Annotated in this window: 13 protein-coding genes; 4 read left to right on the forward strand and 9 right to left on the reverse strand. The window is 45.5% G+C overall.

From position 1 onward, the window contains the following. Positions 1–298: 298 nt before the first annotated feature. From MLD56_RS15185 to MLD56_RS15200, 4 genes are all read right to left on the reverse strand, one after another. Complete coding sequence (locus MLD56_RS15185) at positions 299–1,552, reverse strand: aspartate kinase (protein WP_029517250.1); 1,254 nt, start codon at positions 1,550–1,552, stop codon at positions 299–301. A gap of 194 nt (positions 1,553–1,746) precedes the next feature. After that, positions 1,747–2,304, reverse strand: coding sequence for an elongation factor P (gene efp / locus MLD56_RS15190; RefSeq protein WP_029517249.1), 558 nt, complete (start codon positions 2,302–2,304; stop codon positions 1,747–1,749). A 33-nt stretch (positions 2,305–2,337) separates the two neighbouring features. Next, positions 2,338–3,411 (reverse strand): M24 family metallopeptidase, encoded by a 1,074-nt coding sequence (locus tag MLD56_RS15195; RefSeq protein ID WP_029517248.1) that lies wholly within the window; start codon positions 3,409–3,411, stop codon positions 2,338–2,340. Between the two features lie 81 nt (positions 3,412–3,492). After that, positions 3,493–4,074 carry a YqhR family membrane protein gene (locus MLD56_RS15200; protein WP_029517247.1) on the reverse strand — a complete coding sequence of 194 codons (582 nt, stop codon included), beginning with the start codon at positions 4,072–4,074 and terminating at the stop codon, positions 3,493–3,495. A 285-nt stretch (positions 4,075–4,359) separates the two neighbouring features. On the opposite strand from MLD56_RS15200, the gene MLD56_RS15205 reads away from it, so the two are divergent. The 3 genes from MLD56_RS15205 (at position 4,360) to MLD56_RS15215 (ending at position 6,847) form a co-directional block, all read left to right on the forward strand. Beyond that, the gene (locus MLD56_RS15205; protein ID WP_029517246.1) at positions 4,360–5,361 is read left to right on the forward strand and encodes an ABC transporter substrate-binding protein; all 1,002 of its coding nucleotides are present in this window, start codon (positions 4,360–4,362) and stop codon (positions 5,359–5,361) included. A 165-nt stretch (positions 5,362–5,526) separates the two neighbouring features. Then, a complete protein-coding gene (locus tag MLD56_RS15210) occupies positions 5,527–6,519 on the forward strand; it encodes a DUF1385 domain-containing protein (protein WP_029517245.1) in 993 nt (330 codons plus the stop codon). A 7-nt stretch (positions 6,520–6,526) separates the two neighbouring features. Continuing rightward, positions 6,527–6,847 (forward strand): hypothetical protein, encoded by a 321-nt coding sequence (locus tag MLD56_RS15215; protein WP_029517244.1) that lies wholly within the window; start codon positions 6,527–6,529, stop codon positions 6,845–6,847. A gap of 119 nt (positions 6,848–6,966) precedes the next feature. Here MLD56_RS15215 and MLD56_RS15220 read toward each other — a convergent pair whose 3' ends face one another. The 3 genes from MLD56_RS15220 to mntR all read right to left on the reverse strand — a co-directional run bounded on the left by MLD56_RS15220 (position 6,967) and on the right by mntR (position 10,350). Further along, entirely contained in the window at positions 6,967–7,956 is a 990-nt protein-coding gene (locus tag MLD56_RS15220) for a patatin-like phospholipase family protein (protein ID WP_029517243.1), read from the reverse strand. A gap of 95 nt (positions 7,957–8,051) precedes the next feature. Further along, positions 8,052–9,788 carry a family 10 glycosylhydrolase gene (locus MLD56_RS15225; protein WP_029517242.1) on the reverse strand — a complete coding sequence of 579 codons (1,737 nt, stop codon included), beginning with the start codon at positions 9,786–9,788 and terminating at the stop codon, positions 8,052–8,054. 136 nt (positions 9,789–9,924) lie between these two features. Beyond that, positions 9,925–10,350, reverse strand: coding sequence for a transcriptional regulator MntR (gene mntR / locus MLD56_RS15230; RefSeq protein ID WP_029517241.1), 426 nt, complete (start codon positions 10,348–10,350; stop codon positions 9,925–9,927). Between the two features lie 252 nt (positions 10,351–10,602). Between mntR and splB the strand changes: the two genes are divergently transcribed. Continuing rightward, entirely contained in the window at positions 10,603–11,667 is a 1,065-nt protein-coding gene (gene splB / locus MLD56_RS15235; RefSeq protein ID WP_023989268.1) for a spore photoproduct lyase, read from the forward strand. On the opposite strand, the gene MLD56_RS15240 is transcribed toward splB, so the two are convergent. Both MLD56_RS15240 and metG read right to left on the reverse strand, forming a co-directional pair. Further along, on the reverse strand, positions 11,660–12,376 hold the full coding sequence (locus tag MLD56_RS15240; protein WP_029517240.1) for a cytochrome c biogenesis CcdA family protein: 717 nt from the start codon (positions 12,374–12,376) through the stop codon (positions 11,660–11,662). The two genes, splB and MLD56_RS15240, sit on opposite strands and share 8 nt — an antisense overlap. 160 nt (positions 12,377–12,536) lie before the next feature. Beyond that, positions 12,537–14,555: a methionine--tRNA ligase gene (gene metG, locus MLD56_RS15245; protein ID WP_029517239.1), complete on the reverse strand. Its 2,019-nt coding sequence runs from the start codon at positions 14,553–14,555 to the stop codon at positions 12,537–12,539. Positions 14,556–14,564: the final 9 nt, after the last annotated feature.

The raw sequence follows: 14,564 nt of genomic DNA on the forward strand, positions 1-14,564 counted from the left end.
CAACACTCAACAGACCTTTCTCCCGCTTGTTTAAGCACCATTCTCTAATTTGCACAAATAAAAAAGGGCCTCTCAAAGCCTTGTCGGCTAAGGGAAACCCTTGGGTAGAAAAGATAGATTCAGAAAAAAAGAGGCTTCCCCTCAGTTTAACTCTCACTGATGGAACAACCTCTTAACCTACTGCTGTATTCTATGATTTATCAAACTATAAATAGAGGGCATATAATGTATCAACCTTTATCTGTCATAAGCATCGTTCACATTAGCCATATTCAGTGTCTAGATCACGTTGCAGTTATTAACGACGGTCTTGCGGTCCACCCACAAACGCTTGCTCCTCGGTGTCCAGGTTATAAGCTGTATGCAACGCCTGAATAACCTCATGAAGCTTACCCGCTTCAATTACACACGATACTTTGATTTCAGATGTGCTTACCATTTTAATGCTAACGCCTTGCTCTGCCAGTACGGCAAACATTTGCGCAGCAACACCCGGATGGCTAACCATTCCTGCACCTACAATGGAAACCTTCACCAAGTTTTCCTCAGACGTTACTTCACGGTACGGAAGCTCTCCACGAATACCTTCCAGCGTCTTCAGTGCCGCTTCACGATCCGTCAGAGCTACTGTAAAGGAGAAATCCGCTTTACCAGCTTCAACCCCGCTCTGTACAATAATGTCTACATCAATTTTGGCTGCCGCCAGTGTTCCAAATACTTTCGCCAGTACACCGGGAATATCGGCGACGCCCAAAATACTGATTCTTGCTACATTTTTATCATATGCAATCCCACTGACTACAACGCCTTGTTCCATTACTGCATCCTCCTTTACGACCGTTCCTTCATTATGGTTAAAACTGGACCGCACGATCAGCGGTACCCGGTTATGTTTGGCATATTCTACCGCACGAGGATGCAATACAGCTGCACCCAGATTAGCTAATTCCAGCATTTCATCATAAGAAATTTCTTTTAGCTTACGAGCAACCTTCACGATCCGTGGATCTGTTGAATAAATGCCGTCCACATCCGTGTAAATTTCACAGGCATCCGCTTGAATCGCCGCCGCCAGCGCAACCGCCGTCGTATCAGATCCACCACGTCCCAACGTCGTAATGTCTCCCTCTACAGACATCCCTTGGAAACCAGCTACAACAACGATCTTGTTGCTGCTCAGTGCATCCAGCACACGCTGAGGTTGAATATCCGTAATCCGTGCTCGACCAAAGTCAGATTCAGTACGGAAACCAGCCTGCCATCCCGTAAACGATACCGCTTCATGACCCAACTGCTGAATAGCCATCGACAACAAGGCGATTGAAATTTGCTCACCTGTCGTCATCAACATATCCAACTCACGTGCAGGCAACTGCTCATTCAACAATTTGGCCTGGTCAATCAGTTCGTCTGTCGTGTCTCCCATTGCGGAAACGACCACTACACATTGATGCCCTTCACTCTGTTTCTCCACAACGCGTTTTGCCACGCGTTTCATGCGCTCCGTGTCACCGACGGAACTGCCTCCGAATTTCATGACATACAAAGACAACGATATTCACTCCCTCAGACTCAGTATGTAACCTTGAGATGGCACCCAACGACTTGAACGTGACATCCTGCGGAATAACTTTAGTACAGTATAATACGAAAGTGCTGTGCGGAGCCATTGTTTTTTAATATTAGTGCTTATAAAAATATCCCCTGCCCTTCACAAGGACAGAGGAAATCTAAAAGCAGCAAATTTTATGCGCGAGACATGTATTTGCCGTCACGTGTATCAATTAACAATACGTCATCTTGGTTAATGAACAAAGGAACTTGAACATTCAAACCCGTTTCCAATTTGGCATTTTTGGTAGCACCTGTAGCTGTATTACCTTTAATACCTGGTTCTGTTTCGATTACTTTGAGTTCAACGCTGGTAGGCAGGTTAATACCCAGGATTTCGCCGTTATAGCTAACGATATTTACATTCATGTTTTCTTTCAGGAAGTTAAGTTCCCATTTCAGTTGATCGCTGGACAATGTGAATTGATCATATGTTTCATTATCCATGAATGTATGATCGTCTGCACTAGCATACAGATAAGATACACCGCGGTTTTCGATTTGCGCCCGACCGATCGTTTCACCCGCACGGAATGTACGTTCAACGGTGTTACCGTTACGCAAGTTTTTCAACTTGGAGCGTACGAATGCTGCACCTTTACCCGGTTTTACGTGTTGGAAATCCAGCACCGTAAAAATATCTCCGTCTACCTCGACGGTCAAACCTGTTTTAAAATCATTAACGTTAATCACTAAAATACCCCTCCTACAGGACTGTTATCGTTATTAAACGACTGTAAATTCTTTGCTCGAATGTGTTAATAATTTGATGCCGCTATCTGTAATAACGATATCATCCTCGATCCGTACACCGCCCAATCCAGGCACATAGATACCTGGCTCGACCGTTACCACCATGCCCGGCTCCAGAATATCATCACTCGCCTTCGACAGGCGTGTAGATTCATGTACTTCAAGACCCAGACCATGACCTGTACTGTGCCCGAAATTGTCTCCATAGCCATGGCTTGCAATAATATCCCGGGTCAGAGCATCCGCTTCACGGCCTGTCATGCCCGGCTTAATATGTTCAAGTGCGTGAAGTTGCGCCTTAAGTACAATATCGTAGATCTCACGCAACTGGGGCGCTAAATCCCCTTGTGTGGCCACTGTACGTGTCAAATCGGAGCAATAGCCATCCAGCAACGCACCAAAATCAAACGTAATCAGCTCGCCTGCTTGTACTAACTTAGCACTGGCTACGCCATGAGGCAATGCCGAACGAACCCCAGAAGCCACAATTGTGTCAAATGAAGAGGATGTAGCTCCCTGCTTGCGCATGAAGAATTCCATTTCCAGATCCAGCTCACGCTCGCTGACACCTGGCTTGATGTAAGGTAAAATGTGTGCAAAAGTAGCATCTGCCAAATCCGCTGCCCGCTGCATCACTTCCAGCTCTTCTGCATCCTTGTACACCCGTAATTTCTCTACAATGCCCGACACCGGAACCAGTGAAATAGGTGACAAATCTTCGCTATAAGCTTTATGCGTCGCAACAGTTACAGCGTCTTGCTCAAAGCCTGTTTCGCTGATCTGATGGGAAGACAGCAATTCTTTCACCGTTTCCATGACCTGTGCAGCGTGCTGCACTACCGTGAAGCCTTCGGCTTGTTCGGTCGCTTGCGTCATATAGCGAAAGTCAGTCAGCAAATAGCTATGGGATTCCGTAATCAGCACATAACCTGCCGAACCTGTGAAGCCTGTCAAATATCGACGATTGACAGGGCTAGTAATCAGCATAGCCCGCAGATTATGCTCGCCCAGCGCCAGCCGCAGCTTTAACACCCGGTCATTCTTCATCTTTCATTCCGCTCCCCTCTGTCAAATAACCAAATGCTATTTTAACACAGGGAATAGGCGCTTGAGAAGTTTTTGTTACGTTCAGCTCTCAGCTTTCTCAGGCTCGCGCTTTCTTTCATCCGTATACTCGACAGCAACGGTATATCCGATAAATAGTCCCCACAGTAAAAACACACAAATTTCCGTATACAGGGAATTCCATGTTAACCGATCAGGAGCATTCATCATCCCTAGCTTAGGACCTGTTAATACAAATAAAACAACCCACCAAATCAGGCCATACACAATGCCGGGTAAAGGACCCTTAAATCTGCGCAGCAACAGAGTGTACACCAGTGAAGCTACGACGGATAATCCAATAAAAAACAGTAGCCCTACCAGATGTCCCGCCATGGTGTTCATAAATGAATGCTTGAAAAAAGGCTCTGCGAGAAAGCCAGGCGCTACTACGGTAAAGTGCAACTTATAAAACAGCCAGCGCAGCAATCCCCAGAGCAAACCCGAAAAAAAACCCAACTCAAGCGCAAAAGGAATGAGAGGCGTATGTATTTTGCCTGACTGCTGCCTGCCTCTACCACTGTCGTTATGATTACGTTGATCCTGAGATCCACGAGGTTGCTCCTGTTCATGTCCTATCTTGGGTATAGAGAAGGTTTCGCTCATGTTGTTTAATCCCCTTTCAATATGAAAACTTTTTCCCATCGTAAAGACTATCGCAATCGGATATGCATGTACTTCCATCGGATTCTGCATTCCATTTTGCTGGTAGTATGCTCCAAGGGGGGAGAGTTTAACAACGAACAGGAATGCTGAATAATGGCAGCTTTCGACTTGAGGGTACGGACCCGTTTTTTACATTGACAAAATTTCAATCCTCTATCATAATATAATGGTGAAAATGATAATCATTATCATTTTATAAAAACATATATACGGGAGAACGCTTCTATGAAAAAGGGATTCATCGGGATTTTATTGTTAATGGTTTTTACGCTCACTCTGGCAGGTTGCGGAGCAGCCGACAATGCATCGGACAAAGATCAGGTAGCCACATCGGGTAGTAAACCGACTGACACAGCGACCGGTCCTGTGACGGTAAAGCATAATCGTGGTGAGATCACGCTCGACAAGCCCGCACAGCGTGTCGTAGTGCTGGAATGGACATTTACAGAGGATTTGGTTGCGTTGGGCGTTCAGCCAGTGGGTAATGCTGACAATGCCAACTACAAGGTATACGTGACACCGGAGGCGGCTCTGGATAGTAGCGTGGTCGATGTCGGCACGCGTAACGAGCCGAATCTGGAAGCGATTGCTGCATTGAAGCCGGATCTGATCATTTCCAATGTTGATGGGAATGAAGCTATCTATGAGCAACTTAAGGCCATCGCTCCTACGATCGAATATAATCTGAACAATGGTAATGGCTACGATCATGATAAAATGGTAGAAATTTTTAATAGCATCGCGGTTGCTCTGGGAAAAGAAGACAAAGCTAAGCAGGTGCTTGCCGAACTGGATCAGCATTATGCTGAAGCCAAAGAAAAGCTCGCCGCTGCTGGCAAGTCGGATTATCATTATGTACTGACACAAGCTTTCACTTCGCAAAATGCGGCCAGCCTCCGTATGTTTTCGGATAACTCAGTCGTCGTGGCAACACTGGCGAAGATCGGTATGATTAATGATTGGAAACCAAGCAAAGTTGAACCGTATGGCTTTACAACCGTCGGTATTGAAGCTCTGTCTGCTGTTCAGAACAGCAACTTTATCTATATTGTGCAGCCGGACGATGATGTTTTCGGGGCACCTATGAAAAATAATTCGGTCTGGAACGGTCTGAATTTCGTTAAAGAAAAACGCACCTATCCACTGAACGGTACGACATGGACATTTGGCGGCCCCCTCTCATCAAAAGGACTGGTTGACCAGGTTGTTGGGGCAATTACGCAATAGGTTGTTTCCGAAGTTTTATAATGAGTAGCATTTATGTGAGCAGTCTGACGCTCCATAAATGCTTTTTTTATAAGCCTGTGGTTACACCAGTTTCATCTAACTAGATATTCCCTTCCAAATTCGATACAATATACAAAAAAGCATGTATTAAGAGAGGTGAGACGGTTGTCACAAGCATCCAAGCCTGTGAGCTACGGTGGTCAGGCAGTCATTGAAGGTGTCATGTTCGGCGGCAAGCGTGTCAATGTCACGGCAGTTCGCCGCAAAACTGGCGAAATCACATATTTGGAAGTACCACGCAAGGAGCAATCCTGGGTATCCAAATTCCGCAGAATTCCTTTATTGCGGGGGATTGTAAGCATCATCGACTCCAGCGCCAAAGGTACCAAGCATTTGAACTATTCAGCCGATGCGTATGCTGATGATGAAGTAGATCCGGAAGAACGCGCTGAGCAAAAGAAAAAAGAAGAATCTCGCTGGAGTCTGAGTATGATGATCGGTGTAGCGGCAGTCGGGATTATCTCCTTTTTGTTCGGCAAAATTGTGTTAACCCTCGTTCCGGTTGTTGTAGAAGACTTCCTGTTCGACGGCTTGTTTCACAGCCAAATTTTGCATAACCTCGCCGAAGGAGCCATTAAGCTGATTCTGCTGCTGGCTTATTTATGGGGCATTTCCCAAACTCCATTGATCAAACGACTGTTTCAATATCACGGTGCAGAGCATAAAGTAATTACGGCATTCGAAGCTGGAGAAGAACTAACCCCGGCCAATGTGCAAAAATACAGCCGTTTGCATTACCGCTGCGGTAGCAGCTTTATTATGCTGACCGTGATCATCGGGGTACTAGTCTATTCCCTATTCACCTACGATAATCTGTGGGAGCGTATGGGGCAACGGCTTCTACTGCTTCCGATCGTACTGGGGCTTTCTTTTGAATTTCTCAAGCTGACCAATGCTCTTCGTGAAATTCCGGTACTTCGTTATTTAGGTTACCCCGGTCTGTGGCTGCAACTACTTACCACCAAAGAACCGACTGATGATCAAGTGGAGGTATCCATTGCCTCATTTAAGCGTATGCTTGAATTGGATGCTGAGTTGGAAAATGTACCTGTAAAGGAGACCTTCAACAGTCCTGCACTTGATCCTGTGAAAGGATGAGTGAATAATGAACAGACATGCTGTTATTTTCTGGCTTACCCTTGCTTTGGGTGCATATGGGATTGTGGATATGCTGTGGAGAGGAAGTTGGGGCTTTCTCATGAGTTTACTCATTCCCGTCCTTGTTTTTGCAGTTATATTTCTGCTATACAAATACCTGCCAGGACAAAGCAATCGTACTCCCAAAATCAAACCCTCTGTGCGCACCATGGCTAAAACAGCCAACGCACGTAAGCAGCAGACTACGGGCAAGCGCAAAGCGTATCCTTTTCATGTGATTGAAGGTTCCAAGGGCAAAAATGAAGAAGAACAACCTAAATATCATTAACGATAATAATCATCCTTTAAAATGCAGCACAAAGGAGCCGTCACCCGCATATTCAAATATGACCGGGAAGAGGCTCCTTTTTTACACCCTTTTAAATTACTTTAACTGCCAATTAGTGTTCATTTCATAGCGTACATGGTATCCTTCATCAATTGGTATTTGCTATACTGCTGCTGGTAAGAAGTGATGCTCCATTTGTGGAAAAAAGCATCCCCTGCCTGCACACCGGAAGCATACAGCAAATCACTTTGCACTGTAGAAATGTTAAATTGTGCAGTGCGGATCCCCAATGTTGGAATTTTAATCGTCCGATACCGATTCTCCTGCTCAATATATCGTTCATCGTGTGCTGATAGCATGGTATCAAAAATAGCCTGTAGCATGGTCAATGGACCCCGTATATAAGAAACTTTGGTCTCCGTACCCGTCTTGCCCACCATTTGAAACCCTACCGTTGGAATCGTTTTGGCCTCTCGTTCATTTACAGGCTCATCAAAAAGCCACAAAGGCAAATTGCTTAGTAAAGCCCCATCAACTACAAATACAAATTGCTGGGAAAAGGTTTTTCCCTTGGCAAGTGCAGAATCAAGTCTTAACATAACGGGATCAAAAAAGTAAGGGATACTTGTGCTCATCCGAATGGCCTTTGCTACCTCCAGTGAAGAAGGATTTATACCGAAACGTTTGATATCCTCAGGAAGCACCAGAATGCGTCCATTCGTGATATCTGATGCAATAATGCGCAGTTTGCCAGGAGGTAAATCCGCAAACGTACGCACTCCCTTAGCTCGTAACAGCTCACGTACCCAGTGCTCCAGTGCCTCCCCTGAATAGAGACCTTTTTTAAGAAAGATACGAGCTGCTGGTCCAACCCACTTAATATTGAACACTGGAGAACGTCGTAACAACTTAACCAAGGGGGTTTTCTCAATTACGGCTTTCATTTCATCCGCAGAGTATCCCGCAGCCAATAAAGCAGCTACAATAGCACCTGATGATGTACCTGCCAAACGATTGAATACAATTCCATGCTCCTCCGCAGCCTTAACTGCACCCGCCAGCGAAATTCCCTTAACCCCTCCACCCTGGAACACAGCATTGATCAGCATAGATCAAAAAACCTCCGTTCTCTTGGGAGTAAGCAGTTCTACTGCTTATCTATGAGAACGGAGGCCCAAATAGAACCTATATGATCCAATTTATATCACATTTGATAATAATTTTGAAGAAGCTGAATGAGTCCATATGGATTTTTACGCAAATGCTGTGCACTAAAGTAAATATCCCCTTTGACCTGTTTATAATCTTTGTTCAGTTCAAGCTGCTTAATTAGCTCTTGAGCCGTTTGCCAGCCCTTTTCAGGGGTGCCGATTTTATACGGAGAATGACCGATATATAGCTTAACATCTGAATTTTTGACCTCATTGGACCACCATGCGACAAGCTTGTCATATCCAGCCGCAGGGAAACCGATACTCCAGTAAATTTGTGGAGCTACATAGTCAATCCATTCTTTGTTAATCCAGGTTCTCACATCCGCAAACGTCGTATCATACGCTGTAACGCCTGCCTTCGTGTCTGAACCCGTTAAGTCCTGAGATTTGTTGCGCCACACTCCAAATGGGCTAATTCCGAATTGAACTTTAGACTTGCTGGCATGAATGCTTTTGCCCAAATCGCGAACAAAACTGTTCACATTATCTCTCCGCCAGTCGCCCTTATTAGAGATTTTGTTGGCATTATATGCTTTGAAGGTCGCATCATCATCAAAAGTCCCGCTGTAAGGATAAAAATAATCGTCCAAATGGACGCCGTCAATATCATATCCGTCCACGACCTCCATAATCGCCGCAATGACATGCTGACGTGCAGCCGGAATTCCTGGATTGATGTACAATTGGCTACCATTCTTAACAATCCAGTCCGGGTGCTGATTAGCCACATGGTTTGCAGCCAAACCGCTGGTTGTTCCTGTAGAATTCGCACGGAACGGATTAAACCAGGCATGGAATTCCATCCCTCGCTTATGCGATTCGCTAATCATAAATTTCAAGGGATCATAGCCTGGATTTTTACCTTGGGTGTTGGTCAAATACTTGCTCCAGGGTACGAGACTCGACGGGTAGAGCGCATCACCGCTGGCACGAACCTGAACAAATACCGCATTGATGCCCATCCCCTGCAAATCATCAAGCATTTTAGTAAACTCCTGTTTTTGCTTCTCGGAGCTGCTTCGAGCAGCGGAAGAAGGCCAATCTCCATTAATGGTAGAAATCCATGCCCCACGCATGGAGGTTGAAGCCTTTACCTGAACAACATTTGCCTGTGAAGAACTTGAACCGTCCTCACTAGTAGACGGTGAAGTGACAACCGTCTGCTCATTATCGCTGGCTCCCTGATCCGTACTTACACTCTCCTGATTGCCAGATGCAGACGTATCTGATGTGGAAGCACTGTTTCCCGCCGAGCTACTCCCACCCGTAGAGACACCTTCCTTACCACTGCTTAACGTAATGACTCGCTCTGAAGCTTGCCAATCCACTTTTAATCCCAACTCTTCCCCAACAAAACGCAGTGGCACCATGACTCTTCCGCTTGTCATACGGGCAGATGCATCCAGTCGAACGGACTTACCATTCACCGTAGCGCTTTGTGCACCATTCTCCATAGATATATTTTTGTTCTGTGCTGTAATCGTTACCGTACCGGACGATTCCGACCAGTTGACCTGAGCGCCCAATCCCTCACTAATCACTCGCAAAGGAACCATCGTAACATTGGCTCCCTGTACAATATACGGTGATGCGTCACTTTGCAGGGACTGTCCGTCCAATATAATTTCAATATCACCAGTTGAAGCTGCTTGGACTCCAGGAACGATGGCAGTCTGCACTGCTAAGAGTATGCCTGCAGCCAATGCCACTATTTTCTTTCGATTCATATTATTACAATCCTCCGCTAACCCTGTTAATTTTAACCCCTATCTTGTCCTGCTATATAATGGATAGACGCTAATCACCGGATATTTGTTGCGGTCGGAACAAATAAAAAAGCATCGTCCATAAGGACAGATGCTTTTAGGAATCTCCACTCAATTCCTTGTGTATGTCATGAAGCTGGCGCAAGCGATCTTCATCCCGACGAAAATATTCAACCAATGTTTCGATACGGGTGATGGAATCCCAGCTCAAATGATGCTCAATACCTTCCACATCTTTATATATCAGGTCCTTCTCAACCCCAATCATATCCAGAAATTGCTCTAATAACTGATGGCGATCAACCAACCGTTTGCCGACCTTTTTCCCTTTTGGTGTCAAAATCAGTCCCCGATACTTCTCATATACAAGATAATCGTCCTTATCCAACTTCTGAATCATTTTGGTGACGGACGAAGGATGCACCTCTAAACCCTCTGCGATGTCCGAGACACGAGCATATCCCTTCTCATCAATCAGTTGGTAAATGCGTTCCAAATAATCTTCCATGCTTGGCGTTGGCACTTGTTTCCCTCTTTTCTGTTATTGAACGGGCGCTTACCGCCTTCATTTCCTGCGTTAAACCTACTATGTAATGATACATGTTATCATTGCCCATTGGCAAGTCTCATCCCTTCACTCACATCTATTGCCACGATTTGTTCAATTTAAGCCGGGTACACTAATATCGTCGTCCCTGTATCGTTTACTTCTGCGGCAATATGTTAAAGTTGGACACCAGAGCACTGTGGATTTATTTTGAAAGGAGCGTTAGCCATGTCTACGCTTGAGCGTACTCCTGTCCAAACCAGAGGAACCAAGCCATTTTTGCCTGACCTGGTGTTTTTTGAGCCAGACGCACTAAATTATCCCAAGGGCCAGCGTATTATGGATTGGGTTAAAGCCAAGGATATTCCGTACCGGATGACTACCTCTCACAACCGAATTACCAATTTACCAGGTGAAACTGAAGTTGAAAAGTACCGAATGGCAAAAAAAACTTTGGTAGTTGGTATCCGTAAAACGTTAACTTTTGATCAATCCAAGCCTTCTGCTGAATATGCCATCCCCATTTCGACTGGTTGCATGGGGCATTGTCACTACTGTTATTTACAAACAACCTTGGGAGCAAAGCCGTATATTCGTGTATATGTCAACACTGACGATATCTTATCAGCAGCTAAAGCTTATATCGAGGAGCGTGCGCCTGAAATTACCCGTTTTGAAGCAGCTTGTACCTCCGATCCGGTTGGTTTGGAGCATATCACCGGAACGCTTGGAGACTTGATTCGTTTCATGGCAGATGAGGAATTTGGCCGTCTGCGTTTTGTTACTAAATATCATCATGTTGATCCATTGCTGGATATTAAACATAATGGTCATACTCGCATCCGCTTTAGCATTAATTCCGATTATGTTATTAAACAGTTTGAACCTGCAACTTCCCGCTTCGAGGAACGTATTGAAGCCGCGGGCAAAATCGCACGAGCCGGTTATCCGCTGGGGTTCATCATTGCACCCATCATCTGGTATGACGGCTGGGAAGAAGGTTACGGCGAGTTACTGCGCAAATTGGGAGAAACCTTGCCCCAGCATGCTACAAAAGATTTGACGTTCGAATTAATACAGCATCGCTTCACCAAAACATCCAAAGCTGTCATCGAGAAACGTTATCCGAAAACCAAGCTGGAGATGGACATAGAGAAACGCAAGAAAAAATGGGGACGCTGGGGACAAAACAAATACGTTTATCCCGATGAACAGCAAAATGCACTGCGAGAGTTTATCACAGAGCGTATTTTTGAACATTTTCCTTTAAGTCGTATTGAGTATTTCACATAACTAGCATCCAACCCGGGGTAATCCGTTGTAAAAATAGCGTTACATCGGTCATATGATCCGTTACCAGTAAAATGCCAGTGATAACAAGTAGTATGCCACCTGTTTTGATGAGGATGGAGGTATAGCGAGAGGATAGCCGAACAGAGCCTACCAGCAAAGCTAATACAAAAAATGGAATCGCAAACCCGAGCGCATAGCCTGTAATCAGTTTGAACCAAATGTGATGCTCTACTGCAGCCAAAGCGATAATAGCTGTTAGCATGGGACCGATACAGGGCGACCAGCCTGCCGCAAAACCAATTCCGATTACAAAGGAACCGGCGTACCCGGCAGGCTTCCATGTCCAGCGAAGCTTATGCTCCCTCATTAGAATCAAAGGACTTACCACACCGAGAGATACCAGTCCCATTAGTAAAATAAGTAACCCTGCTACCACTCTTAGCGTATCCCCATAATTGGCAAACCATTCTCCAAGCAACCCGACACCTGCACCCAGTGAATAGAAAACGACCGAAAAGCCCAGTACAAAAGCAAGTGTATGCCCCATCGTACGATAACGAACCTCGGCCTTATGCCGTCCTTCAGCCAGTTCACGCGCAGACATCCCTGTCATATACGATAAATAAGATGGATACAGCGGTAAACAACACGGTGAAAAAAAAGAAACCAGTCCGGCTACGATCGCCAATCCGGCGTTAATATCTGTCATCCTCATTTCCTCCCCTGTCTTAAGTGAACACGAGCAAACAAGCCCTGCCTACTAAACATACGTGTAGCGGGAGCAAAATATGATGCACGCCAAAAAGCGCATGCCCAAGAAGAATGATTCTCGGGCATACGCTCATTACGTTCTTTTATTAACTAGCGTACTACTTTACAACTGCACCATTCGGCATACCTTCCGGTACGGTGGCGAGCGTAAGCTGATCTCCATGTGAAGCTGCCAAAATCATACCTTGCGACAGCTCTCCCCGAAGTTTTACCGGCTTAAGATTGGTCACACAGATCACCTTGCGCCCAATGATATCTTCAGGTGTATAAAACTTCGCAATCCCTGATACTACTTGCCGCTGCTCATAACCAAGATCAAGTTGGAGCTTCAACAGTTTATCTGCCTTCTTCACAGGCTCGCAAGCGACGACCTGAGCAACGCGCAGTTCTACCTTGGCAAAATCCTCAATGCCAATCTCTTCCTTTGCCTCCGGCGCTTCCTGGCTCGTCTCAGATGCATTCTGTGGTTGAACTTGTGTCGTAGCTTCCTCTGGTTTCTTACCTCCTGTCATTGCTTCCACGATAAAAGCAACCTCTTGCTCTGAATCCAGACGTGGGAAGATCGGATTACCTTTGACCAACTGTGTTCCTTCCGGAATACGACCAAACTGCTTGCCGCTATCCCATGTAGTCAGCTCACCTTGGCTAATACCGAGCTGTTCCCAAATTTTATGAGGAGCACGGGTTAAGAATGGCTGAAGTAAGATGGAAGCGATGCGCAAGCTTTCTACCAAATGCAACATAACCGATGCCAATTCACGACGTTTTGCCTCATCCTTAGCCAAATTCCATGGTTGCGTCTCGTCAATATATTTGTTGCTACGGCTAATAAATTGGCTAATCGCCGTTAATGCCACGGAAAACTCCATGTTTTCCATGGCTTCTTCTACTTTGCTATAAGTCGATGTTGCCATGTCTTCCAGAGCTCCGTCGAATTCTGTTACATTTGCTTCATAAGCCGGAACCTTGCCGTCAAAATATTTATCTACCATCGCCACGGTACGATTCAACAAGTTGCCCAGATCATTTGCCAAATCCGAATTAACTCGATCTACAAAACTTTCTGGTGTAAATGTTCCATCTGCCCCAAAAGGCACCTCGCGCAGCAAGTAGTAGCGAAGTTGGTCCAGACCATAACGGTCAATCAACGTTACCGGGTCTACCACATTGCCTTTAGATTTCGACATTTTACCATCTTTCATAAGTAACCAACCATGTGCAAATACTTTTTTAGGTAACGGAAGATCCAATGCCATCAGCATGATTGGCCAATATATCGTGTGGAACCGTACAATCTCTTTACCCACGATATGCACATTTGCTGGCCAAAATTTATCGTACAGCTCAGTATTAGAAGAACCATATCCCAAGGCTGTGATGTAGTTGGAAAGTGCGTCAATCCAAACGTATACGACATGCTTCGGGTCCCCCTTGACCTTAACACCCCAGTCAAAAGTTGTACGGGAAACAGCCAGATCCTCTAGCCCCGGCTTGATGAAGTTGTTAATCATTTCTTTTTTCCGGGATTCCGGTTGGATAAACTGCGGGTTCTCTTCATAAAATTGCAGCAACCGATCAGCATACTTGCTCATGCGGAAAAAGTAGCTCTCTTCCTTGACCAATTCTACAGGGTGTCCACTATCCGGGCTCTTACCTCCAGTCACATTGCCTTTAGCGTCCTTCACCACGTCAACCAGCTGAGTTTCTGTGTAGTACGTCTCGTCAGGGATGCTGTACCAGCCTTCGTATTCTCCCTTGTAAATATCGCCTTGTTTTAATAAACGATCAAAAATTTCCTGTACGACAGCCTTATGACGTTCCTCCGTAGTACGGATAAAATCGTCATTGGAAATGTCGAGCTTCCGCCACAGGTCTTGGATGCCTGCCACAATGTCATCTACGAAACGTTGTGGCGTTTTGCCAGCTGCACTTGCCTTTTGCTCAATCTTCTGACCATGCTCATCCGTTCCTGTCAAATAACGCACTTCATAACCGCGTAGCCGCTTGTAACGGGCCATTGCATCTCCCGCAACTGTCGTGTAAGCATGACCTATATGTAGCTTGTCGCTCGGATAATAGATCGGTGTCGTAATGTAAAATGTGTTCTCATTGGACATGTATGTTGC

The sequence above is a fragment of the Paenibacillus peoriae genome, assembly GCF_022531965.1.
GTDB classification, from domain to species: Bacteria; Bacillota; Bacilli; order Paenibacillales; family Paenibacillaceae; genus Paenibacillus; species Paenibacillus polymyxa_D.